The sequence below is a fragment of the Mycobacterium lehmannii genome (assembly GCF_002245535.1).
GTDB lineage: Bacteria > Actinomycetota > Actinomycetes > Mycobacteriales > Mycobacteriaceae > Mycobacterium > Mycobacterium lehmannii.
In genome coordinates this window covers 1-21,296 of record NZ_NKCN01000035.1, presented here as the reverse complement: position 1 = coordinate 21,296, position 21,296 = coordinate 1, and the positions used below count along the sequence as shown (strand labels likewise).

General features: G+C 66.0%; 22 protein-coding genes. 10 read left to right on the top strand and 12 right to left on the bottom strand.

Annotation, left to right across the window (positions count from 1 at the left end; translation table 11 throughout):
• Window positions 1–161 precede the first annotated feature (161 nt).
• The 4 genes from CEX87_RS24840 to CEX87_RS27440 form a co-directional block, all read right to left on the bottom strand.
• A complete protein-coding gene (locus CEX87_RS24840; RefSeq protein WP_158220793.1) occupies window positions 162–1,184 on the bottom strand; it encodes an LLM class flavin-dependent oxidoreductase in 1,023 nt (340 codons plus the stop codon).
• A 152-nt stretch (window positions 1,185–1,336) separates the two neighbouring features.
• The gene (locus CEX87_RS24835; RefSeq protein WP_094289556.1) at window positions 1,337–2,173 is read right to left on the bottom strand and encodes a DMT family transporter; all 837 of its coding nucleotides are present in this window, start codon (window positions 2,171–2,173) and stop codon (window positions 1,337–1,339) included.
• Window positions 2,166–2,690, bottom strand: coding sequence for a MarR family winged helix-turn-helix transcriptional regulator (locus tag CEX87_RS24830; RefSeq protein ID WP_094289554.1), 525 nt, complete (start codon window positions 2,688–2,690; stop codon window positions 2,166–2,168). Before CEX87_RS24830 ends, CEX87_RS24835 begins: the two co-directional genes overlap by 8 nt.
• A complete protein-coding gene (locus tag CEX87_RS27440) occupies window positions 2,627–2,869 on the bottom strand; it encodes a hypothetical protein (protein WP_164674014.1) in 243 nt (80 codons plus the stop codon). The genes CEX87_RS24830 and CEX87_RS27440 overlap by 64 nt, the downstream gene beginning before the upstream one ends.
• On the opposite strand from CEX87_RS27440, the gene CEX87_RS28015 reads away from it, so the two are divergent.
• Window positions 2,754–3,014 carry a hypothetical protein gene (locus tag CEX87_RS28015; protein WP_064395131.1) on the top strand — a complete coding sequence of 87 codons (261 nt, stop codon included), beginning with the start codon at window positions 2,754–2,756 and terminating at the stop codon, window positions 3,012–3,014. The two genes, CEX87_RS27440 and CEX87_RS28015, sit on opposite strands and share 116 nt — an antisense overlap.
• Window positions 3,015–3,084: 70 nt before the next feature.
• Here the strand turns inward: CEX87_RS28015 and CEX87_RS24820 are convergent, their stop codons facing one another.
• Window positions 3,085–3,552 (bottom strand): DUF4262 domain-containing protein, encoded by a 468-nt coding sequence (locus CEX87_RS24820; protein WP_064395130.1) that lies wholly within the window; start codon window positions 3,550–3,552, stop codon window positions 3,085–3,087.
• Between the two features lie 312 nt (window positions 3,553–3,864).
• On the opposite strand from CEX87_RS24820, the gene CEX87_RS24815 reads away from it, so the two are divergent.
• Window positions 3,865–4,797 carry an alpha/beta hydrolase gene (locus CEX87_RS24815; protein WP_064395129.1) on the top strand — a complete coding sequence of 311 codons (933 nt, stop codon included), beginning with the start codon at window positions 3,865–3,867 and terminating at the stop codon, window positions 4,795–4,797.
• Window positions 4,798–4,863: 66 nt separating this feature from the next.
• The gene (locus CEX87_RS24810; RefSeq protein WP_064395128.1) at window positions 4,864–5,637 is read left to right on the top strand and encodes a cyclase family protein; all 774 of its coding nucleotides are present in this window, start codon (window positions 4,864–4,866) and stop codon (window positions 5,635–5,637) included.
• A 48-nt stretch (window positions 5,638–5,685) separates the two neighbouring features.
• On the opposite strand, the gene CEX87_RS24805 is transcribed toward CEX87_RS24810, so the two are convergent.
• Window positions 5,686–6,174 (bottom strand): hypothetical protein, encoded by a 489-nt coding sequence (locus CEX87_RS24805; protein WP_064395127.1) that lies wholly within the window; start codon window positions 6,172–6,174, stop codon window positions 5,686–5,688.
• Between the two features lie 514 nt (window positions 6,175–6,688).
• On the opposite strand from CEX87_RS24805, the gene CEX87_RS24800 reads away from it, so the two are divergent.
• Complete coding sequence (locus CEX87_RS24800; RefSeq protein WP_064395155.1) at window positions 6,689–7,813, top strand: coiled-coil domain-containing protein; 1,125 nt, start codon at window positions 6,689–6,691, stop codon at window positions 7,811–7,813.
• Window positions 7,814–7,825: 12 nt separating this feature from the next.
• Here CEX87_RS24800 and CEX87_RS24795 read toward each other — a convergent pair whose 3' ends face one another.
• The 4 genes from CEX87_RS24795 to CEX87_RS24780 all read right to left on the bottom strand — a co-directional run bounded on the left by CEX87_RS24795 (window position 7,826) and on the right by CEX87_RS24780 (window position 13,444).
• Window positions 7,826–8,596 (bottom strand): DUF1906 domain-containing protein, encoded by a 771-nt coding sequence (locus tag CEX87_RS24795; protein ID WP_064427785.1) that lies wholly within the window; start codon window positions 8,594–8,596, stop codon window positions 7,826–7,828.
• A 195-nt stretch (window positions 8,597–8,791) separates the two neighbouring features.
• Window positions 8,792–9,247 (bottom strand): LLM class flavin-dependent oxidoreductase, encoded by a 456-nt coding sequence (locus tag CEX87_RS24790; RefSeq protein ID WP_064418780.1) that lies wholly within the window; start codon window positions 9,245–9,247, stop codon window positions 8,792–8,794.
• An 11-nt stretch (window positions 9,248–9,258) separates the two neighbouring features.
• Window positions 9,259–11,394, bottom strand: a complete 2,136-nt coding sequence (locus tag CEX87_RS24785) for a DNA gyrase subunit A (RefSeq protein WP_064395125.1) — start codon at window positions 11,392–11,394, stop codon at window positions 9,259–9,261.
• Between the two features lie 16 nt (window positions 11,395–11,410).
• On the bottom strand, window positions 11,411–13,444 hold the full coding sequence (locus tag CEX87_RS24780) for a toprim domain-containing protein (protein ID WP_094289552.1): 2,034 nt from the start codon (window positions 13,442–13,444) through the stop codon (window positions 11,411–11,413).
• Window positions 13,445–13,619: 175 nt separating this feature from the next.
• Here CEX87_RS24780 and CEX87_RS24775 point away from each other — a divergent pair, with 175 nt between their 5' ends.
• Complete coding sequence (locus tag CEX87_RS24775) at window positions 13,620–14,918, top strand: DUF2786 domain-containing protein (protein WP_064395123.1); 1,299 nt, start codon at window positions 13,620–13,622, stop codon at window positions 14,916–14,918.
• Between the two features lie 87 nt (window positions 14,919–15,005).
• The gene (locus CEX87_RS24770; protein ID WP_064424958.1) at window positions 15,006–16,394 is read left to right on the top strand and encodes an oxygenase MpaB family protein; all 1,389 of its coding nucleotides are present in this window, start codon (window positions 15,006–15,008) and stop codon (window positions 16,392–16,394) included.
• On the opposite strand, the gene CEX87_RS24765 is transcribed toward CEX87_RS24770, so the two are convergent.
• Window positions 16,384–17,523, bottom strand: coding sequence for a MalY/PatB family protein (locus tag CEX87_RS24765; protein ID WP_064418787.1), 1,140 nt, complete (start codon window positions 17,521–17,523; stop codon window positions 16,384–16,386). The genes CEX87_RS24770 and CEX87_RS24765 overlap by 11 nt on opposite strands.
• 150 nt (window positions 17,524–17,673) lie before the next feature.
• Between CEX87_RS24765 and CEX87_RS24760 the strand changes: the two genes are divergently transcribed.
• Together CEX87_RS24760 and CEX87_RS24755 are read left to right on the top strand one after the other, a co-directional pair.
• The gene (locus CEX87_RS24760) at window positions 17,674–18,000 is read left to right on the top strand and encodes an ArsR/SmtB family transcription factor (protein ID WP_064395122.1); all 327 of its coding nucleotides are present in this window, start codon (window positions 17,674–17,676) and stop codon (window positions 17,998–18,000) included.
• A 2-nt stretch (window positions 18,001–18,002) separates the two neighbouring features.
• A complete protein-coding gene (locus CEX87_RS24755) occupies window positions 18,003–18,491 on the top strand; it encodes an SRPBCC family protein (RefSeq protein ID WP_064395121.1) in 489 nt (162 codons plus the stop codon).
• Between the two features lie 79 nt (window positions 18,492–18,570).
• Here the strand turns inward: CEX87_RS24755 and CEX87_RS24750 are convergent, their stop codons facing one another.
• Window positions 18,571–19,722: an MFS transporter gene (locus tag CEX87_RS24750; protein ID WP_233151510.1), complete on the bottom strand. Its 1,152-nt coding sequence runs from the start codon at window positions 19,720–19,722 to the stop codon at window positions 18,571–18,573.
• A 164-nt stretch (window positions 19,723–19,886) separates the two neighbouring features.
• Between CEX87_RS24750 and CEX87_RS24745 the strand changes: the two genes are divergently transcribed.
• On the top strand, window positions 19,887–20,324 hold the full coding sequence (locus tag CEX87_RS24745) for a hypothetical protein (protein WP_094289550.1): 438 nt from the start codon (window positions 19,887–19,889) through the stop codon (window positions 20,322–20,324).
• Window positions 20,325–20,423: 99 nt separating this feature from the next.
• Entirely contained in the window at window positions 20,424–21,173 is a 750-nt protein-coding gene (locus CEX87_RS24740) for an SDR family oxidoreductase (RefSeq protein ID WP_064424856.1), read from the top strand.
• Window positions 21,174–21,296: the final 123 nt, after the last annotated feature.

Here is a 21,296-nt window from a genome sequence, read left to right as displayed (position 1 = left end):
CCGAGCCGTTGGAGCAAGACCGCGCTGGGTAACGGGTGGCCAGTGCCGCGCCGATCAGCCGGAACCTCTTGTCTGCCGCCCACCGGGTGGCGTCACGCCGCGGCGCCGAGCGGCGGGTGCTCGAGCACGCGTGGTTTCGATGTCAAGCCGCCTTCATCCCTCTAGTCCGCAAGGAACGGGACGACCTTGTCGGCGATCAGTTCGAGGTGTGCTAACGCCCGCTCGTGGCCGATGTGGGGGATGCGGTACCAGAACACGACCTCGTGATAGGGGGCGTGGGCGCGGATGTCTCTGAGGCGTCGGACGATGTCCTCCGGGGTGTCGACCAGCATCGCCTCGCGTTGCCACGGCACATCGGAGTCACTGTGCACGCCGACCCTTGAGCGGTCCCCGGCCCAACTTGCGTACTGGTTGAACTGGTATTCGATCGCGTTCTTGTAGAAGAGGTTCCAGTCTCGCTCAGGATCCTCAGCCACCCATAACGGAACACAGATGGTGAAGTGGAAGTCGTCCAGCGATCGATCGTGACGTGCCAGCGCGGGAGCGAGTTTCTTGGCCCACAGGTCCGCGAATTCGCGTTCGGGGGCGAAGAAGTCGACAGGCATGACGCCGTCGGCAAGCCGAACTGCGCGATCAATCACCTTGGGCGCACCGCCACCGACATATACCGGGATGCGGCTTTGAACAGGACGAGGCAGCACCGGGACCGGGGTTCCGCCAGGTCCATCGGGCAGCGACCCTTCGTGGAGTCCTTGTCGGATGAAAGCAAGCCCGCGCTCCATCAGTTCGCCGCGCTTATGGAAGTCGATCCCGAAAAGGTCGAACTCCCGCGCGTATCCACCGGCGGCAACGCCGAGTGCCAGCCGTCCACCGGAGACAAGATCGGCCACGATCGCCTGTTCAACCACCTGGCGCCACGGATGCAGTGGTAACAACAAGGCGTTCGTCGTGAACCGGATCCGCTTCGTGGCCGCCCCCAGTCCCGCGATAAGCGGGAGCTGAGCGGGCAGGTAACCGTCATTGACCCCGTGCTGCTCAGTTGTGCAGAGGGCGTGAAGAGGCAGCTTGTCGGCTACGCGCACCTCTTCGAGCAGTTCTGCGTAGCGCTTCTCGCCATGGCGTTCGCCGGGTTCAGGCCGTGCGTCGGTCCAAATGCTGACCTTGGGCGCCTCCACTTGAGTCACAGCTTCCACTTCCTCTCGCATGCGATGAACGGCGCATCTGGGGCGTCAGTTATTCCCGAGCGCCCATCTCCCCGCGACGCGACATGCCCACGACCGGCGATATCGGCTGCCACATCAGCCCGACAAAGGTGAGAGGAGCGCCGGGGGCCCGGTCACCCCAGGGAGATCAAAGCGATCGATGCGCCGGTGAGCGTCAAGCCGACTGTCTGTGGGCGGCTGAGTCTTTCGTGAAGGAAGATCATGGCCAACACCACGGGGATCGCCGGGTAGAGCGCGGCGAGCACAGTGGCCAGTGCGAGAAGCTGGTCTTGCGTAGCCAGCAAATACAGGATGATGGCCACCGACCCTGCCGCTCCCACTACACACGCCGGCAGTACGAGCCGTCGCGGAACTCGCAGATCCGCGTGACTGTGCAGACCGAGCGGGACGATGGTGACCGCAGCCAGAATGCGGGCCGCAAGTATCGGCCACAGTCCGGCATCGAGATCGATCCGGGAGATCGCGATGAATTGAACCGCGAATCCCGCACCGGCGATGAGTCCGTCGAGCGTCCCGGTTTCGGCGCGCGGCGATGACGCGGTGCGGGTGCGGGATACCAGCCACAGCGCCGGCAGCGCCGCAATGACCCCGACCCAAGCCAGCGCGGTGGGTCGATCGCCCAGTAACACGACGCCGACCAGGACCGGTAAGGCGACGGCCCCGACGTCACTCAGCGGAACCACGACGCTCATCCGCCCGGTGCTCATCCCGCGATAGAGGAACGCGACGCCGATCCCAATGCCGATCCCGGAGAACGCTCCCCAGGCAAACGACTCCAGTGTGAGTTGCGGAGCCGGCCAGAACATCGCCGCGACAGCCACGACGATAGTCCCGCCGATCTGTCCGTAGAACGCAACCGCCCAACTGTCCGCACGACGGGCAAGAAGTCCGCTGAAAAAGTGGACGAGCCCGAAGACAACCGCGGCGCAGAGCGCGAGGGTTTCAGGCACCCGGCGGCTCTCCTGCCGCCAGGCCCACCGGACACCGAGGTGCGGTACTGACGCATTCGCGGCGGTCACATAGCCGACAAATCACGTTGGCGTTACCCAGCTGCCTGTAGACATTGGTTGCCACCTTGTTGAGCAGAGTGCTCAAGGCGCGGATCTCGTCGTCGTCGAGCTCCTTGAGCAGAGTCGTCATCAACTCAGAACGTCTCTGCAGGAGACGCCGGGCTGTTCGTGCACCGGCCCGGGTCAGCGTCACCTGTACCTCGCGCCCTCCGCCCGGTTGGCGACGCACGTAGCCGAGGCGCTCGAGCGAGTCGACCATCCGGGCGGCCGCGGGCTGCGAAAGGCCGATCCTGCGTCCCAGCTCGCTCACACTGAGATCACCCGCCTGCAGCAAGACTCCCAGCGCCGACGAGCCGCTCCGGCTTGTGTGCGCTGTTTCCGTAACCACGCCGGTCAGAAGATCGCTGATCGCAAGCGAACACGCACCGAGCACGTTGATAAGTTGCCCATCATGCATGACTCATGCATACCCATCGGTGTCGCCTGAAAACTGATCCGCGGGCTGCGTCGAGCGGAGGGGTTGCCGATCAAGGTGATCGCATGGACGTCGAAGATCTCGCGCAGCATCGTGGGCTCGGCATTGGCCAGCGATAAGCCACCAATATGGACGCAAGCCAGCCGGGTCGAAGCACCCACGATGCGCGATGCCGTGGCTCGGGCCTGTCAACGGGCCCGAGGTCTCAACCGCGATCTGATCGCCAACCTGGGCACGTTGGATTGCGTGGTCGCCAAGGACAACGTTGACTTCCTAGGCCACCAAGTAGCCTGGCCAATGTTCTGACGGTAAAAATATCGGGCGCATACACATTCGACCGAGCCGTAAACAACGAGCGCTTCCGTCCAGCACGCCGCTAAGGGTGCGGACCGCGAATGCCGAGCACCGGTTGTCGGCAGCCGCCCTTGTTGAAGTCTGGGCACCAGGCCGAATGTCCGTCTTCGTCTCGCCACACGAGCTGCAGCGCGCGCACCTCGGGGCCGTACAACTCCACCGCTAGGGTCAAATGCACGTCCGGCTGCGCGACCGCGACGAACTCGGCCTCCCAGCCGTCCGGTAGTTGCATCGTGTCGCCGGGAGCCGGGACCCGCTCGCGGATCAGGTAGTTGGCAACGGTGTTGAGGAGCCTCACCGCCCATTCGGGTGAAACACCGGTCACCAGCAGTTCGGGCAGACCGGCTGAATGCAGTCCTACGGTGTAGGCGAACGGGTTCCGGTCGCTCTCGACAAACTGCACGGCCCAGCCGTGCTCGAGTATCGTCCGCCGGAGTACATCGTGATAGTCGGCCCGGGTGGCCTCGGGGTGGTCGCACTGCCAGCACACGGCAGAACTCCTTTCGCTGATGGCGCTAACTGTTGTGAGTTCAGCGTCCTCCAAGGGTCTGACAGGGCGGTCAGCCGCGAGCCTGAGCCGAGCAATCTTTTCCCCGGGCATCGGTGGTCAAGCTGTTCGGCATCGTCCCAACGGCCGCTTCTCGTCACCGCCCGGCCACGCCGTTGGACAAGGAGATGTCGTCTGACTGCATCGTCTCGCTAACCTCGACGTGTGCCGGACCCGACGAACCGCCCGCCCGCTCGCCGAGGTCGGGCTACTTCTGACGACGGTGGTAGTGCCCCGCACATCAGAGCACCCAAGGTGAACACCATTGCTTCAGGTGGCGGCGGTTCTCCAAGCCCAACCGTTCTCGATGTGAAGGGTTCCGGTGTGCAACCCCCGGTCGCCACCTGGGTGCGCCGGATGTTCTGGCTGCTGGAGCGAGTCGCGCCCGCAATCGGGGCCCGGTGGGCGACCGAGTTGTGGTGCACGCCACCGGTCATCGAGTCCAGTCTCCGTATGCCGCCCGGTGTCCCGCCCGGTCAACCATTGGAAGCACACTGGAGCGGGCACCGGATCGTGGGTGAGGCCTGGGGCGATGGGCCACCGGTTTATCTTGTGCACGGCTGGGGCGGGCGCCGCCACCACCTCGGCATGTTCATCAAACCTCTCGTCGAGACCGGGCATCGTGTCATCGCATTCGACCTGCCCAGCCACAACGAGTCCGATGCGGGCGCGCTCGCACCCGGTCGCACCACAGCCATTGAGTGCGCCGAAGCGGTTGCAGCCATGATCGAGACACACGGGCCTGCCCGCGCCGTTGTCGCCCACTCCCTCGGGGCCAACGCGACCGCACTCGCGGCCGCATGGGGCACGACGGTCGGGCGGTTGGTGTTTCTCGCGCCGATGGGCGAGTTCCCGATCTATCTGGATCTGTTCGCCGCGCGCCACGGCTTCGGCCGACGGATACGCGCCGGCCTGCATCGACGTCTTGAACGCCGGATCGGGATGCCGCTGGAGGACACCAACATGGTCCGGATCGCCGGCCGAACCGGCCATCCACCGATGCTGCTCATCCACGACCCCGACGACCCCGAGACTCCCTATGTGACCAGCGAAAAGATCGTCGCGGCATGGCCGGGTGCACGCTTGCTGACCACCAAAGGCCTCGGCAGGCTGGCGCATTTCCGAATCTTGAGGCACCGTCCCGCGATTCGCGCCGGCGTCGAGTTCATCGGCAACGCACCGGATTGAAAATCGCCGCCGAAACAACGTCGCGTGACAGACGGCCATCGACAAAAGTGATTGGGAGAGAACCAGATGCGTAGATTCGTGGACATCTCGGTGCCCCTACAGGCAGGGATCGCATCCGATCCGCCGGGACATCTTCCGGAGATCGACTATTACAGCCACGCCGACACGGCGGCTGAAGTCGTCGCGTTCTTCCCGGGCGCGACGGTCGAAGACCTACCGGATCGCGAGGGCTGGGCGATCGAACGGGTCCGGATCACCACCCACAACGGCACCCACCTCGATGCTCCCTATCACTACGCATCGACGATGGACGGTGGCGCGCCGGCGATCACCATTGACCAGGTTCCGCTCGAATGGTGTCTGCAGCCAGCGGTAAAGCTTGACTTCCGGCACTTCGAAGCGGGCTACGTGGTCACCGCCGCTGACGTCGCCGACGAACTCGATCGTATCGGCCACCAGCTGCAGCCCCTCGACATCGTCGTGGTCAACACCGCGGCCGGAACCCGCTACGGCGAGGCGGATTACGTCTCATCCGGCTGCGGCATGGGTCGTGAGGCGACGCTGTGGTTGTTGGAGCGAGGTGTGCGCCTGACCGGCACCGACGCCTGGAGCTGGGACGCGCCGTTTGTCTATACGGCACAACGGTATTCCCGCGAGCGGGATCCCTCGATCATCTGGGAGGGGCACCGCGCGGGACGCGAAATCGGGTACTGCCACCTGGAGAAGCTCCACAATCTGGAGTCGCTCCCGGACAGCGGATTTCAGATCAGCTGTTTCCCGGTGAAGGTGCACGCTGCGTCGGCCGGGTGGACACGGGCCGTCGCGATTCTCGACGATTGAGCGATTCACCGTCCCGATCGCACCGGCATCCTGTTCCCGGAACCCGGTTTACTCCGGGTAGCCCAGACTCCAGCCTCGGTAGGTCCAGTCGCTTGCCACATTCGGGCTGGGCAGAATTTGGATGTTGTGCCCGTCGCCGTATCCCGGTGAGAGACCCTGAACGCCGCCGGATATGTAGGTCCCATCCCCGCGCGCGATGTCGATATGTGGGCCGATGGATCCCACGCTGAAGACAAGTGCCCCACGCGGGGGGTTCATGTCGGTATGGATCTTCCCCTGCTCGAGCAGCGTTTGGTACATGGTTTCAGAAGCGCCGTCCCAACCGTATCGCTCTTGCGGCACCCCGAATGCGTAGGCCACCAGAGCTTCACACCCATACTGACCGAATTGGTCTGTCCCGAGCAGGCTTTCGGCCTTGGCGATCGCGGCATCGGCTCCCGGGATCGTCGGCCGCGGTACTGCTGCTGCACCCGGTGCAATGAGGAGTGTGGCGGCCAGGCAGGTGGCTACCAGAAGCAGAATCTTTCGGATGTTCATCTCGTGTGCTCCGGTTCTCGGGCCTGCACGGTTGGCTTCTGGCTAGCAAGATCAGTAACCGCCGGTGCCATCGGGGCACCGGGTGTCACGGGAACCTGCCCTCGAGCACATCAGGCGTTTCTCCAGTGGTTGTTCAGAAAGCCATCGCCCGCCGTGGAGCTGGGAAGTGACTCATGGTGACCCCATGCCCCCTCCCACGCTGAGTAAACACGTTCAGCAAAGTCGAGGCGTCTCCACGCCCGCGGCATCCACTTGAGGTGCGGAGGCGCACTCAGCGGGCCTGCCGACGACGGCATACCGGGACCGACGGTTGAAGAGCTCGGGCGGTGGCGCCCAACACCGTCGGATCGACGAGCCCGCCGGGGAACCCCAGTCGCGAGTCAGAAGTCGGCGAATGGAAGGGCTCACACTGACGGACGAGTAGACATTGTCGACGCCAGTTTCTAACCTGTCCGAGACACACGTGGCCGGACCAAGTGTTGGTCCCTGCAATAAAAGGATCGTGACAATCCGCGTGACCGGCATGCGCCACTCACTCCGACGAACGGTGTGCGGTGCTGCAACCGCAGTTCTCGTGCTGGTCGCCTCGATCGGCGCCGTCAATGCGGACCCGGCGGACGACGCGCTGGCCAAGCTCAACGAGTTGTCCGCTCAGGCGCTGCAGACTCGCGAGGCCGTCACGGCGGCGCAGCGCGATGTCGACACCAAAGAGGCCGCTCAGAAGGCTGCCGACGAGCGCCACCGCGCCGACCTCGATGTCCTTGCCGCCGTCAACGCCGAGCTTGCGCCTTACCAGGCAGCGGTCGACCGCATTGCGGCGATGGACTACATGAGTGGCCGCAACGGTCAGGCGGCGGCGCTGCTGACCGCGTCTTCGCCGCAGCAGTTGCTCGACAAGCTGTCGCTGCAGCGGGTGGTCGGCGCCACGACCGCTGAGCAAATGAAGACGTACCACGCAAAGCGTGACCGCGCGGGGTCGGCCGCGCAGGCGTCCGAGAAGTCGGCCGCCGACGCCCGCGCTGCGACCGAGCAGGCCGCCGCGGTGCGCGCGGACCTGCAGGCCAAATGGAATGATCTGCTGCGCAAGATCGCGGCCGCGGAGGCGCAGTACGCGGCGTTGACACCGCAACAGCAAGCGGTCGTCGACAACGCCGTCCCGCCAGCAGCACCACCGCCTCCGCCGCCCGCCGCGCCCACCCCGCCAGACCCGGCGATCCTCGCGTTGCCCGGCCAGCCGCCCGTGGACCCTGCTCAAGCTCTGGCGGCCGCCCGCGTCGACGTCCCGGAGGCGTTGCCCGCCGGCGTCGCGAACGAGGCGGGCCTACAGGTCAACACCGTGCTCGCCGCCCGCGCCATCAGCGCAAGATTCCCCCAGATCGCCGACATCGACGGCGTTCGGCCCGACTCCAAGCCGTGGCATCCGAGCGGCTTGGCGATCGACATCATGATCCCCAATCCCGAGAGCGCCGAGGGCATCGCGCTCGGCGACGCGATCCGCGACTTCATGCTGAGCAACTCGAGCCGATTCGGGTTACAGGACGTCATCTGGCGCGGCACGTATTACACGCCGAGCGGTCCGGCGGGCTCAGGGTACGGCCATTACGACCACGTGCACGTCACCACGACACCACGCCGCTGACCGCAGAGGCGGTCACGGGTGCAGGTTCCATTGGCCGCAGTCCTGGGCCAGCACGTCGTTGACGTCGACGCGGATGCCGCCGACCACCGGTCCGGGGTTCGAGGCCGTGTCGATGATGCGTTGGTAGAGAACCGCGGCGGGGTAAAGCTGTCCGTTGGACCAGGATCGGGTCTGCCAGGCCCAGACGTGACCGGCGGAACCCGATCTTCCGATGACTCCGTCGGCGGCGGCCCACTGGCACGGTCGGATACCGGCGTAGATGCCGGTGCGCTGCACGCCGATGACCGAGTTGATACCGCGGAACCACGGCAGCGCCAGGTCGTTCCAGGTCTGGCGGTCGATGTCGTCGTCGACGCTGAAGAAGATCGGCGCGGTGCGTCCGCCACCGGCGGCGGTGTGCAGGTGCCAACCGGTTTTCGCGTCGGCGACGCCACCGGCGTACCCGCGGGTGAAGTCCGATGGCGCGGTCCCGCCCGGTTTGCCGTACTGGTAGTTGCTGACGATCACCAAACCGGCCGCGGCCAGCGTCTTGGCGTAAGGCAGGGTGATCGGCTTGGCGCCGAACGAGGAGCCGGGCCGTGACGTCGAGACGTAGTTGATGACGCCGGAGTGGCCGGCGGCCCGGATGTCCTGCGCCGGGATCTGACGCATCGCATAGTCGATCAGCGTGGGGCGGGCGGCCTCGGCCCTCGGCGCGTGCGTACCCGCCGATGCCGCACCGAGTCCGGCCAGTGCCGACACCGCGGCGGCGTAGCGCAGTGCGTCACGCCGAGATACCTGCACGGCGTGATGTTAACTATGAGACGCCTGTGATTCGGGAGGCACGCAGGGGCAGTGTCAAATTCGATGCTCCGCCGTTACCGGCCAGCGCGGATTCTTGACATGCTCCCGTCGAACGCGCGGCCGGATCAGATACCAAGGACCTCGCGCGCGCGATCGATTTCGTCGGGGTCGCTGGTCGACGGGATGAGCCGGATCTCATCGAGTCCCCGCCTCTCGTGCGCCGTTGACGGCGGCGAGGAGGCCGGACGCTCCGCAGTTCATCGTCCCCGTGCCCGGAGTCGTCAAATAGGAGACGTCGTCTCCTACGGCGCCAACCTCTTCGTCCCAGAAGTCCTTCACGTGCTCCCGGAGTTGGTGCTCAGGGTCCGGGCCGAGCGCGAACCAGACCGGCGCGGAGAAGTGTGGCCGATCCGTCCTGCCCGCGGCCTGCCACGCAGCGATGACACGCTCGCGCTGCGCGGCCAACGCCTCGGCGTCGAAATGCAGCGAATGAGCCGGGTCGGTCACCCCGACAGCCCATTGCGCGGCTCGAGCTAGTGCCTTCGGGCCGATCACACCGGCGACGAGCGGGATACCGCCGCTCTGGGTGGGCGCGGGGCCGACTGGAAAGTGTCCCTCGACGGGGGGCTCCTGGGCCCACACGCTGCGCATCGCCGCGACTGCTATCCGGCCGGTGTCACATCCAGACCCGAGCCCTTGATCGACGCTTTTGCTCGATTCTCGGCCCGGACCGCCCTCTTCCCTCGCACGAACCCGGCCGCCGAGATCGACGCCGCAAGCAGCGCGCTCTCGCCCTTGACGAACGGGTGGAAGCCGACGCCGGCACCCCCGCGACCCTTCACCGGAATGTCGGCGACTTCGGTGACCTTCCAGCTCTTTTCAGCCAGCGACAGGATGGCCTCGCCGTTGGCGCACGAGACGGGCAGCGCGGCGATCACCTCGTCGTCGTCACCCGCCAACTTCACCCCGGCCACACCGTTGCCGGCAACGCCCTGAGGGTTGACCGCCGCCGGGTCGATGCGCAGGACTTTTCCTCGTCGGGTCACCAACGCCAGGTGGTAACCGTCCGGCAGCACACCCGAGCGCACCAGCCCGGTGATATCCGGGGCGACGGGAATGTCGCGAACCTTGTACGGCAGACCCCCACCGGCGGTGAACTTCACCCGGCCGTCGGTCCACACCGCCCAACCCAGACCTGAGGTGAGCAACTCGCCGTGGCTGTCGGAGAACACGCCTCGGTCGTCGAGCCGCCAGGCGGTGTTGACCTTGCGCTCACGGGGCCCGTCGTCGCCGTTGGAAGTGACTGGCGCGGCCTCGAAGTCGAGCACGGTGCGACGATCGAACTCCGGACCCTTGAACAGCTTCGCCGTCTCCACCAGTTCTTTGTCGATCACCTTCCGGCGCGCATCCGGATTCGACACCAGCTCAGTGAGTTCGGCGAACTCCGCATCCAGCTTCTGGGCCTCAGCCTGCAGCTCGATGACGTCGAGCTTGGTCAGGCGGCGCAACTGCAGCGCCAGTACATAGTCGGCCTGAACGGCATCGATCTTGAACCGGTCCTGCAGCCCTTGCCGAGCCTCGTCGACGGTTTCGGAGCCGCGGATCACCGCCACGGCGGCGTCGATGTCGAGGTGGATGGTCATCAGGCCCGCCACCAGATGACGTCGCGCCGTGACCTTCTCCAGCCGGTACTCACTGCGGTGCAAAACCACCGAATCACGCAGCGAGAGAAACGCTTTGATCAACTCGCGCACCGACCACCATCGCGGGACGCGGTTCTCGTCGAGGGCGACGAGGCTGGCGGCGAACGTCCCTTCCAAAGGTGTCAGGGCCAGCAGCTGATCGCGGATCTGCTCGGCGCTGTGGCCGCGTTTGGCGGTGACGACGATGCGCAGCCCGTTGCGGCGGTCGGTCAGATCGGACATGTCCGCCACACCAGCGAGCTCTCCCGACTCGACCAGGGCCCGAATCCGTTCCTGCACAGTGTTGCTCGCCACGCCAGGCGGCAGTTCGGTGATGAGGACGTTCTTCCCGTCGACCGAGAGCGTGCCGCGCACGGTGAACTGGCCTCGCCCGGTGGTGATGTACTCGCGCAGGCCGGCGGTGCCGACCACGGATGCTCCGCAGCCCCAGTCGGGACCCGGGATCAACTTGACCAGCCGATCGTCGGTCATATTCGGCGTTTTCAGCAGCGCCCGGCAGGCGGCCATGATCTCGCGCGGGTTGTGGGCGGGCACCTTGGTGGCCCACCCCTCGGCGATGCCGACGGCGCCGTTGCACAACAACACCGGCCACTGGGCCGGCAGCACTGTCGGCTCGATCCACTCGCCGTCGAACGTCGACACCATGGGCACTGCATGGCTGTCGAGTTCGGCGGTCAGCGCGGCACCTGGTGCCGACAACCGCATCTCGGTGTAGCGGTCGGCGGCCGGGATGTCGCCCTGGATACGGGGGAAAGCACCCTGTCCGTCAATGACTTTCACGCGCTGGAACTCGGCGGCCATCAGCGCCGCAGCGCCGTACATCGAGGTGCCGCCATGCGGATGCAGGTTGCCGGTGACCGCGGAACAGATCTTCGACGACTTCTGCGGCTTGTTGCCGGGCTGCAGTTTCGACTCGTGCATTTGGTAGAGCAGACGACGCTGACCCGGCTTGAGACCGTCGTAGGCCGACGGGATCGCACGGTCGCTGACGCTGTAGAGCGCGAACGTCAGCTGATAGAGGTTCCAGTAGTCGTCGGCGCTCTGGTCGACGACCAGGTCCGGGTTCTGCTCGGGTATGTCCAGGGTGGCGGTCACGGTATCTGCCTAAGTCTTAGTCGAGGTCGAGGGAATTGGTGTCGACGCGGGCGGCGATCTCGGCCATCCACATGCGTCGGCCCTCGGGCGGCCCACCGAACAAGGTGTGGTGCAATTTCTTCTCACCGTCGTCGGGGTGGACGCGAATAACGGTGCGCCGCTGGGGATCGAGGACGGTGTTCCAGAAGTCGTCGGCGTCCATCTCGCCGAGCCCCTTGTTGCGCTGCACCTCGACGCGGCCCTTCGAAGTGGACTTCAGCTTGGCCACGGCCGCATCGCGCTCGGATTCGTCTTGGCAATAAATGCGCTCGCTGGCGGTTTTGACCACGAACAACGGCGGCAGCGTCACGTACACCATCCCTGCCTCGACGAGCGGGCGGTAGAAGTCGAGAAACATCGAGATCAGACTGGAGTTGATGTTGCCGCCGTCGGGGTCGGCGTCGGAGGCGAACAGGATCCGGTCGTAGCGGCACAGCTCCGGGTCGCAGTTGTCCCGCACACCGCAGCCCAGGATGCGCTCGATGGAGTCGAACTCGTCTTTGGACCGTGCCTTGCTCAGCGCGAACCCATACACGTTGGGCGGCTTGCCTTTCAGCGGGAAGGCGGCCTGGAAGGTGGCGTCGCGCGCGGCCTTGATGGTGCCCAGCGCCGAATCGCCCTCGCACAGGAACAACTCGGCGCCCGACCCGCGGCCGGTCTCGCGGCTGGGAAGCAGCTTCGGTGGCAGCGACAGGTTGGTGCCCAGCCCCTTGGCCTTCGAAGCCGCGCGCGAACGTGCCTTCGCACCCTCCGCGCTGCGCCGTGCCCGCGCGTACTCCAGCGCCAGCTTGGTCCACAGGGTCACCGCATCGCCGTTGGCGGGGTTGGCCGCCCACACCGTGACGCTGCGCGCGACGTCCGGGGCCATCGCCACATTCAACGACCGCGACGACACCGCGGTCTTGGCCTGCGAGTCCCAAGCGACGTCCGGTGCACGGGTGTCCACCGCTAAAGCGGTGACGGCCGCGAAATCCTGTGGCTCCGGACCTTCTTCGCCCTTGGCGAGGCCCAGATCACGCATCCGCGACGCACGATCGGCAAGCGCTTCGGACAGGCCTTTCATCGCGGCCGTCAGATGTGATCCGCCGCCGGGGGTTCGCACGGTGTTGCAGAACGCGGCCACCGTCGCCGGCTCGGCCGGGCCCGCGGTCAGCGACCAGCGGAACGGCGTGGGTCCGCGGCCGGTGGTGTACTCGCCGCGACCCTCGACCGCCGCGCGGACGTCGGGCGCGGGAGTGCCCGCGGCGGTGCACATGAGATCGAGCAGCGTGTCGGTGCCCCAAGGGCCGCTGAAAGGTTCGAGAAACGCCTCGGGCACGTCGTCGCCGGGCCAGCCTTCGTCGACCACGACCAGATGCACACCGGGGGACATCCGGGCGGCGGCATGCGCCCGCAGCAGCACTTCGCCGACATCGACGCTGGTGTCGGGGACCACCGCGCGGTCGAACAGGATGCGAACCGTGGTGCCCTGCATGGCGGGCTTCCGATTTGCGGTGCCGCGCAGTTTCTGGGTGTCGGCCCGGGTGAACGGGGCGTCGGGGTCGAACTCCTTGCCCTCGAACGTCCCCGGGTAACCGCGCCCGAAGCTTTGCACGTAGGTCTTGGCGCCCCGATGCACCGTCACGTCGGTGCGTGCGGAGATGAATACCGCTGCGGCCGCGCCGATCCCGTTCAGACCGGCCCCTGTGCTCGCTGCATCGGTATGGACAGAGAACTTCCCGCCGGCCCGCGCGGTGCCGAGCGTCTTGACGATGCCGTTCTTTCCTGTCGTCGGATCGGTGTCGACGGGCAGGCCACGCCCGTCGTCGGCGACGCTGACCGATCCGTCCGCGTGGAGGGTGATCGTCACGGTGGATCCACCGTTGCCGGGGTCGGCGACCTCCTCGATGGCGTTGTCGATCAACTCACGCAACGCGGTGTTGAGCACGTCGAGCCCCAGGTTCACCGCCGGCCGCAGGCGTGTGTGCTGGACATCATCGAGTTCGGTGATGTCGGCGGCGGTGTAACTCACTGCAGATCCTTTGTGTCGATGCTGAGAAGGGGGCCGCAGGAATCGTAGACGGGGCGACGGACATCTCCGCGGAACCTGAGAGCCTGCGGTGATCACGGTGTCGACACAGCGTGATGAACTCCCGAGACCGCGCGCCTGCCGCTGCGTGTCGGACCTCTACGGAACACTTCGGCGTATGGGGAGACGAAACCGCGAAAAGCGGGCAGCCAAACACAGGAACCGGCGCCGGTCGGCGCCCAAGCAAGAGCGCGTCGAGGCTTTCGATCCGGCGGCGGACCGCGCGGTGCTCCTCGAACACCTCGTTGTGGCATTGAGCACGGCCGCATCCGGCCCTGCCGACCACCTGCCGTATCGCGCCACCGAACTGCTGCGCGAGTTTCGGGACTTCGCGCACGAACTCGACGTTGCAGCTGACCTCGCCATGAACGAGGCCATCAGCGCGGCGTGGACGCACGGTTGGCAACCGTCCGATCTGCACGAAATCGCCTGCCGCAGAATGAAGCCGGCCGAGATCCGTTACCTCGACGAGGCGATCGTCGGTGAGTGTAGGCGGTATGCGGCCGCGACTTTGCACCCAGACTGGCGCGCCGATATCGCCAGGCTGTCGGCCTCAGTCGGCTCACGCGCACAGCCGCCTCAGATGTGGCGGTGGGCCGCGTCGAACGCCGTCGACCAGCGCGACGGTCTTGTCGTGGTTCTCAAACTCCTGAACCTCCTCGGCAGACTCCCGGCGCTCGAAGTGATCCTGCCGCTGCCCGGCACATACCGGCACACGGCGACGACGGTGACCGATGCTGACGAAAAGGTCCTCGGCAGGGTCCGCGCTCTACTCGCAAAAGCCGAAGTCACCGAATTCCCGGACGAGGCAGAGGCCCTTTCCGCCAAGGCCCAAGACCTGATGAGCAGGTATTCGTTGAACGAAGCGGTGGCCCGCCACAACCGGGGGCGTGAGCCGGCTGCGGCCGCACGGCGTATCTGGATCGAGAACCCCTACGCCGCGGCCAAGGCGACGTTGGTGCAAGTGGTGAGTCGGTCCAACCGTTGCCGTGCAGTGTGGGCGGAGGGCATCGGGTTCGTCACCGTCATCGGCTGCGAAACCGATCTCAAGTTAGTGGAGTTGCTCACCACGTCGCTGCTTGTGCAAGCCAACCGAGCCATGCTGCGCGCGGGGCGCGCCGGAACTGCACAAGCACGTTCCAGGACATTCCGCCAGTCTTTTCTTGTCGCGTACGCACAGCGCATCGGCGAGCGACTCGACAACGCCAGCGCATCGGTAACCGCGGAAGTGGAACGTGACGTCCGTCTGCTTCCCGTGCTGGCAGCCAACAGCAGAGCGGCCGAAGACCTCGCTCATCGACTGTTTCCGTCGACGGTGCCTCGTGCGGTGTCAGCGTCCAACGGCGCCGGGTGGGGCGCCGGACGTGCAGCGGCAAACATGGCAGTTCTCGACACCCGCGATTCGATAGCGGGGTAGCGAGCGCGGAATCGCGATTCACATACGCGGGGGTTGTGCGATAACGTCGAAATCAGTGGCCTGTATTTACAGATGGGATCCGGCTACATGACTGTCACTGGCGAGCGGCAAGAGATTCGGCTCGACGACGTCGAATTCAACCGGCGCGATCACCCGGATCGGCCCTTGCGCCCTATCCCGCCGGGCCGCGACCATTTCGCCGCCCAGTGGCGGCAGATGCGCGAGTTCATGTTCGGCCAGTGGATCGACATCGACAAAGAGGTCGAACCCAACGAGCTCACGCGGCTACGCGACGATTATTTCTGGCAAGGCGACGAGCACATCATCGGCGTGGTCGACGCGTTCGAGCGCCTCGGCTACGAGAAGGGCCGCGCACTGTACGAACAGGCGCTGACTCGGGGCATCGACTCACTGGAGGATCCGCCCCGGGAGTTCGTCGAGTTCTTCGAGCACATCGATCAGCTGCCGAGCCAGTTCGACCTGGAGGCCGCCGAACGCGGCCGCATGCTGGCGATGTCGGCGACGAAGACGGCGACCATGATCATCCAGGGGTGGGCGTTCTACGAGACGGCGATGACCGGCGACATCTCCGCATCCACCGGCGCCACCGGACGTTTCGCCGACGACGGCCCGCGGCGCTTCATCGAGACCGCCCGGGTCTTCGCGGAGTTCACGCTGCCCGACATCTTCGACCGGCACTCGGAAGCCTTCCAGGATGTGATCCGGGTGCGGTTGATGCACGGGCTCGCCAGTCGTGGCTTGCGCCGGAAATGGGGTGACGACGTCTACCTGAAGTTCGGCGAGCCCATTCCGGTGACATCACTGCTCGGGTTCGGCAGTGGGATGTTGCTCGGACGGCTCGTCGACCACGCGTTCGGACGCAAGCTGACCAGCCAGGAACTCGAGGACCTCGCCGAGTACTCGTCGTACTCAGGACGGCTGTGGGGCGCACCGGAACGGCTCTACTCGCCGACCGGTCTGGACCTGATCAAGTCGTTGAACTACGTCCTGGCCCGGGGTGGGAACCCGTCGCCGTGGCGCGCCGAACTCGTCGACGCGATCGCGGGTCCCGCACACCTGACGACGCTGACCGAAACCCTCCCGGGCGTCGTCAAGAAGTTGGTGGCTCGCCACGCCAACCAGCTCACCGCGACCCTCGCGCTCGTCCCCGCGGGCGCGGTATTCGGTTATCAGCAAATCGAGGCGATGGTCGCCGGCAGCTTCTTCGAGCCGCTGGGTTACAACTACGAACGCCGAATCCGGATCTTCACCGAAATCGCCAAACTCAACGTCCGCATCGCGATGGTGGCGGACAAGCTGCCGTGGTCCAACCCGATCCGCGAACAGAGAAAGAAGACCGGCGCCGCCGCGCGCGAGCGGATCGCGATGCTGAACAAGATCGCCCGCGGACGGCAGATCCCGCTGACCTTCACCAGCCACGACCTATCGACGAAGGGCGAGGGGTTTACCGGCTGACCGCGCCCATCCGCTTGACCGCCTCGGTGAGGATCGCTTGTGAGGTGGCGAAGTTCAACCGCACGTGACCGGCGCCGCCGGAGCCGAAAACATGCCCGGAACTGAGCGCCACCCGTGCCTGGTCGAGAAATGCCCGCGCCGGCCCCGCCAGTTCGGAGACGACGCCGGGGCCGTCGACGCTACCGGGCTCCTCAAGGTTGAGTCGGCGGCAATCGAGCCAGGCCAGGTACGTGCCTTGCGGCCGGATGTAGTCGACGAGGGGCAGGTGTTCGGCGATCAGTTCGCCCAGCAGGTCGCGGTTGGCCGACAGCCCGGCCAGCAACGCATCGAGCCACGCCTCTGCCTCGTCGAACGCCACCGTGTGCGCCATCACGCCGAGGTGGCTGGGGCCGTGGCTGACTTCCTCGGGCATCCGGTCGAGGTCTGCCGCCGCGTCCGGGCCGGCAACCACCACCGCCGCCTTGAGGCCGGCGAGGTTCCACGCCTTGGAGGCCGACGTGACAGCGAACGCGTCCTCGGCGCCCGCGACGCTCAGATACGGCGTGAAGTCCGCTCCGGCCAACACCAATGGCGCATGAATCTCATCGGATACAACGCGCACGCCATGATCGCGGGAGAGCGCCGCGATGCGCGCGAGCTCATCGGCCGAGTGCACGGCACCGGTCGGATTGTGGGGACTGCACAACAGGTAGACCACCCGATCACTCATCGTGGCGGCCGTACCGAACGCCGTATCCAACGCCTCCATGTCGATGCGGCCGTCCATGCCGAGGCGCGCCTCCACGATGCGGCGGCCGGCGTGCGTGACGAAGGCGTAGAACGGCGGATAGACGGGCGCATTGACGACCACGACGTCGCCGGGTTCGGTGATCAGCTTGAGGACCTCGACGATGCCCAGCATCACGTCGGGAACGAGCGCAGTGCGCTGCACTGCGAGCCCGTCCCAACCCCAACGACGCGCCGCAAACCCGGACAACGCCTCGGCATAGGCGCGCGCTCCGCTCGGATACCCGGTGTCCCCCAAAGCGATTGCCGTATTCAGCGCGTCGGCGATGGGTTCGGCCAAGGGCACGTCCATCTCCGCGACCCATAGTGGCAACACATCTGCAGGATGCGTCCGCCACTTCATGCTGGTCCGCAGGCGCAGTTGCTCGACGGTCAACTGCTCCAGCGGATTCACCACCCCATCTTGTCGCAATGCCGCCGACCGCGGCACACGCCGGGCGATTGGCGCTAACACCGTTGACAATATACAACCGATCGGTTGTATATTCTGTTGGTGACCGATCAGGACGAGGACAGAGCGGACGCGTTCTTTCACGCCCTGGCCGACCGGACTCGGCGAGACATTCTTCGCCGGGTCTTGGCCGGGGAGCATTCGGTCACTGCGCTCGCGGCGCAGTACGACATGAGCTTCGCCGCGGTGCAAAAGCACGTCGCCGTGCTGGAGAAGGCAGGCCTGATCTCCAAGCGTCGCCAGGGGCGAGAGCAACTGGCGAGTGGTGATGTGGAGGCGGTGCGGTCAGTCGCCTCGATGCTCACTGAGCTCGAGGATGTCTGGCGCGGTCGCATCGCTCGCATTGACGACCTACTCAGCGAGGAATAGCCATGCCTGTCACCAACATCAGCAAGAACATCGACGACCGCACCCTGACGATCATCGCGGAGTTCGCGGCGCCCGTCGAGCGGGTCTGGCAGATCTATGCCGATCCGCGGCAGCTCGAGAAGATTTGGGGCCCACCGGGTTACCCCGCGACCGTGGTCGAGCATGCGCTCACGCCAGGCGGCACGGTCACCTACTACATGACTGGACCCGAAGGCGAGAAGTACGGCGGGTACTGGAAGGTCACGGCCGTCGACGAGCCGCGCAGCTTCAGTTTCGAAGACGGGTTCGCCGACGCGGATCTCAAGCCGGCAAGCAATATGCCGGTCGCGCACAGTGTCTACACCTTCGAGGCGATCGGCGACGGCGCGACCAGAGCCACCTACGTCAGCACGTACGAGTCGGCCGAAGGCCTGCAGAAGGTGCTCGAGATGGGCGTCGAAGAGGGCACGGCGCAGGCGATCAATCAGATCGACGAACTGCTCGCGAGCTGACACCCGATACGATCACGATGCCGGAACCTCTTGTGTCGCAGGGGTTCCGGCATCGTGTCATTCGCGGTGATCCCCTCGGTCAACCGCGGTCGGCGATCTCCCGGTCGGCGTGGACAGGAACCAGAAGCGGCGCGACGAGCGGGAAGATGGCCGACGCCGCGAAGGCCACCGGATAGCCGACGGCCGCGATCAGCGCGCCGAACACGGGCGGCGTAGCGCCCATCGTCACCATCTGACCGGTGTACTGGACGCCGAGCGCGCGCCCACTCCAGAACGGTCCGGCGAATTCGGCGATCGCGGTGTAGGCCAATCCGTTGTCGGTCACGGTGATCATCGACGCGATCACGATCACGGCGACGCTCACCGGAGAGCCCAGCTCGTCGGTCACCGCCAACACCAACATGGCGAGCGCGGCGGCGACACTGATGATCTGGATCGGACGCAGCCGCGCACCGAGGCGGTCCGACCAGTGCCCGGCCGCGACCCGGCCGACCGCACCGAGCAGTTGCGCGACGGTCACCACCACGCCCGCCGACGTAGCCGACCACCCGCGGTCAGCCATCAACCAGACCAGGGTGAATGTCCACACCACGCTCTGCGGCACCACCAACAGCATCGAGACGGCGTGGATTCGCAACAGAACCGTCGAGCCTCGATAGGGGTTGGCCAGATGCTCGGTCGGCGCCTCCGAGCGCGGTGGCCTCGGCGGATCCACCACGCCGATCGCGCTGATCAACGCCGACGCCGCGCACAGGACGGCGGGAAATAACAGCGCCGCGGCGACACCGTGGTGCTGGGCGAGTTGAGGGATGACCAGCGCCCCCAGCCCTACGCCCAACGGGGATGCCGTATGCCGAATCCCCATCGCCAAGCCACGCCGGTTCGGCGGAAACCACCCCACCACGAGTCTGCCGCTGGCGGCACTGTTGCTCGCCGCGGCCATCCCGCCCAGGAGGAGAAACGCCCCCGTCGCCACCAGAGAATCGACTGCCGCCGCTGCGAACGCCGCCGCGGCGGTGAGCGCCAAACCTGCTGTGAGCACGATCCGTTCGCCCACCCGGTCCACCACGTGGCCCCACGCGTACATCGTCGTCGCCACTCCGAAACTGGGCATCGCGGACAGCAGCCCGGCCTGTGCAAGGTGAAGCTCGTCGTCGAGGTGCAGCTCCGGGATCAGGAACGCGGCGCCATTGATGAACACGTTGGCGCACAACGTAGCCGTGAGAGCCATGACAAGCATCGACCAGCGCCGCAACGTGCTGATCGAATCGACGGATAGGACCGTTTGGCTATTCAGGGTTCAATCATGGGCGAATCGGCGCTTCAACTTCTCGAAAACCGGTCACGAATGAGAAATCCGCTAACACCGTCGCTTCGATCGCCGATGACACGGTCATGAGCTCGCTTCGTGCTGCCGGCGCAGTGGCCGTCGTGCTGGCTGCATCCTGGCTGGGGCTCGCGAGGGCCGATGCTGAGCCATTCACCCAACTCGATCGCGTTCCCGTGGTGGCCTCGCCGACATGCGGCGGCAGCGTCAGCGCCGAGGCTCAGTTGACCCCGGTTCAGGTCGGCGATCGCGTCGAGAATGGGGTCCGCGTCGCGATCAGCTACGACGCCGGCACCTATGACGGCTCCTGTTCTCTCACCGTCACGGCGGACTGGGTGAACCTCGACACCGGCGCCTCGGGAAGCAGCGACATCACAGCCGTTTCGACCATCGACGGGCACTACGGCTTCATCGGATATGCGAACACCACGTTCGCGACGGGTAGCGGCACGATCATCGTCACGCTCAGCTCGCACCCGGATGCCGAGATGCGAATCACCACCTAACCCAACTCTTCGCGGCTCCCTGTACCGGGAATGCGGCGCGCCCTTCGGGACTTGACGTCAAACGTACTGAGTTCGTAACTCCCCGGAGAGGTAGAAGACATGAGCACCACACCCTTGGCCGGACGGCGAGCGCTTGTCACCGGCGGTTCACGCGGGATCGGCGCGGAAATCGTGCGTCGTTTGGCATTTCACGGCGCCGAGGTCGCTTTCACGTACTCGGCATCGGCGACGGATGCCGAGAAGCTCGTGGCCCAAGTCGCCGAGCGCGGCGGGCGGGCCGTGGCGATCCAGGCCGACGCCGCCGATCCCGCTCAAGTTGCCGCCGCGGTCGACCAGACCGTGGCCGATCTCGGCGGTCTGGACGTGCTGGTGAACAATGCCGGCGTCGCTCACCTGGCGTCGATCGACGACTTCCCGGCGGAGCAATTCGACCGTCTGGTCGCGACCAACATCGGCGGAATGTTCTGGGCAGCCCGCACAGCGGTGAAGTACCTGGGTGAGGACGCGCGGATCATCAACATCGGCAGTATCAACGCCGACCGCGTTCCGGGACCGGGGCTTTCGGTCTACGCCATGACCAAGGGCGCGGTCTCGTCCTTCACCCGAGGATTGGCCCGTGAGCTCGGCCCGCGCGGCATCACCGTCAACAACGTCCAACCGGGGCCGATCGACACCGATGCGAATCCGGACAACAGCGGTGACTTTCCCGAGAGCTTGAAGAAGGTGACGGCACAAGGCCGCTACGGACACGTCGGCGATGTCGCTGCCATCGTGAGCTTTCTGGCGGGCCCCGAGTCCGGGTTCGTGACCGGCGCGAACTGGAACGTCGACGGGGGCTTCACCGTCTAGACGGTATGGGTGACCGTCGGCGTTGAGTCGGGGGTTGCGGGCCGGGGCCCCACTCACCCATGTTCGTGGGTTACCGAGTAGGAAGTCGCCTGCCCGGTCTATCCGACAGTGGTGGGAGGCCCC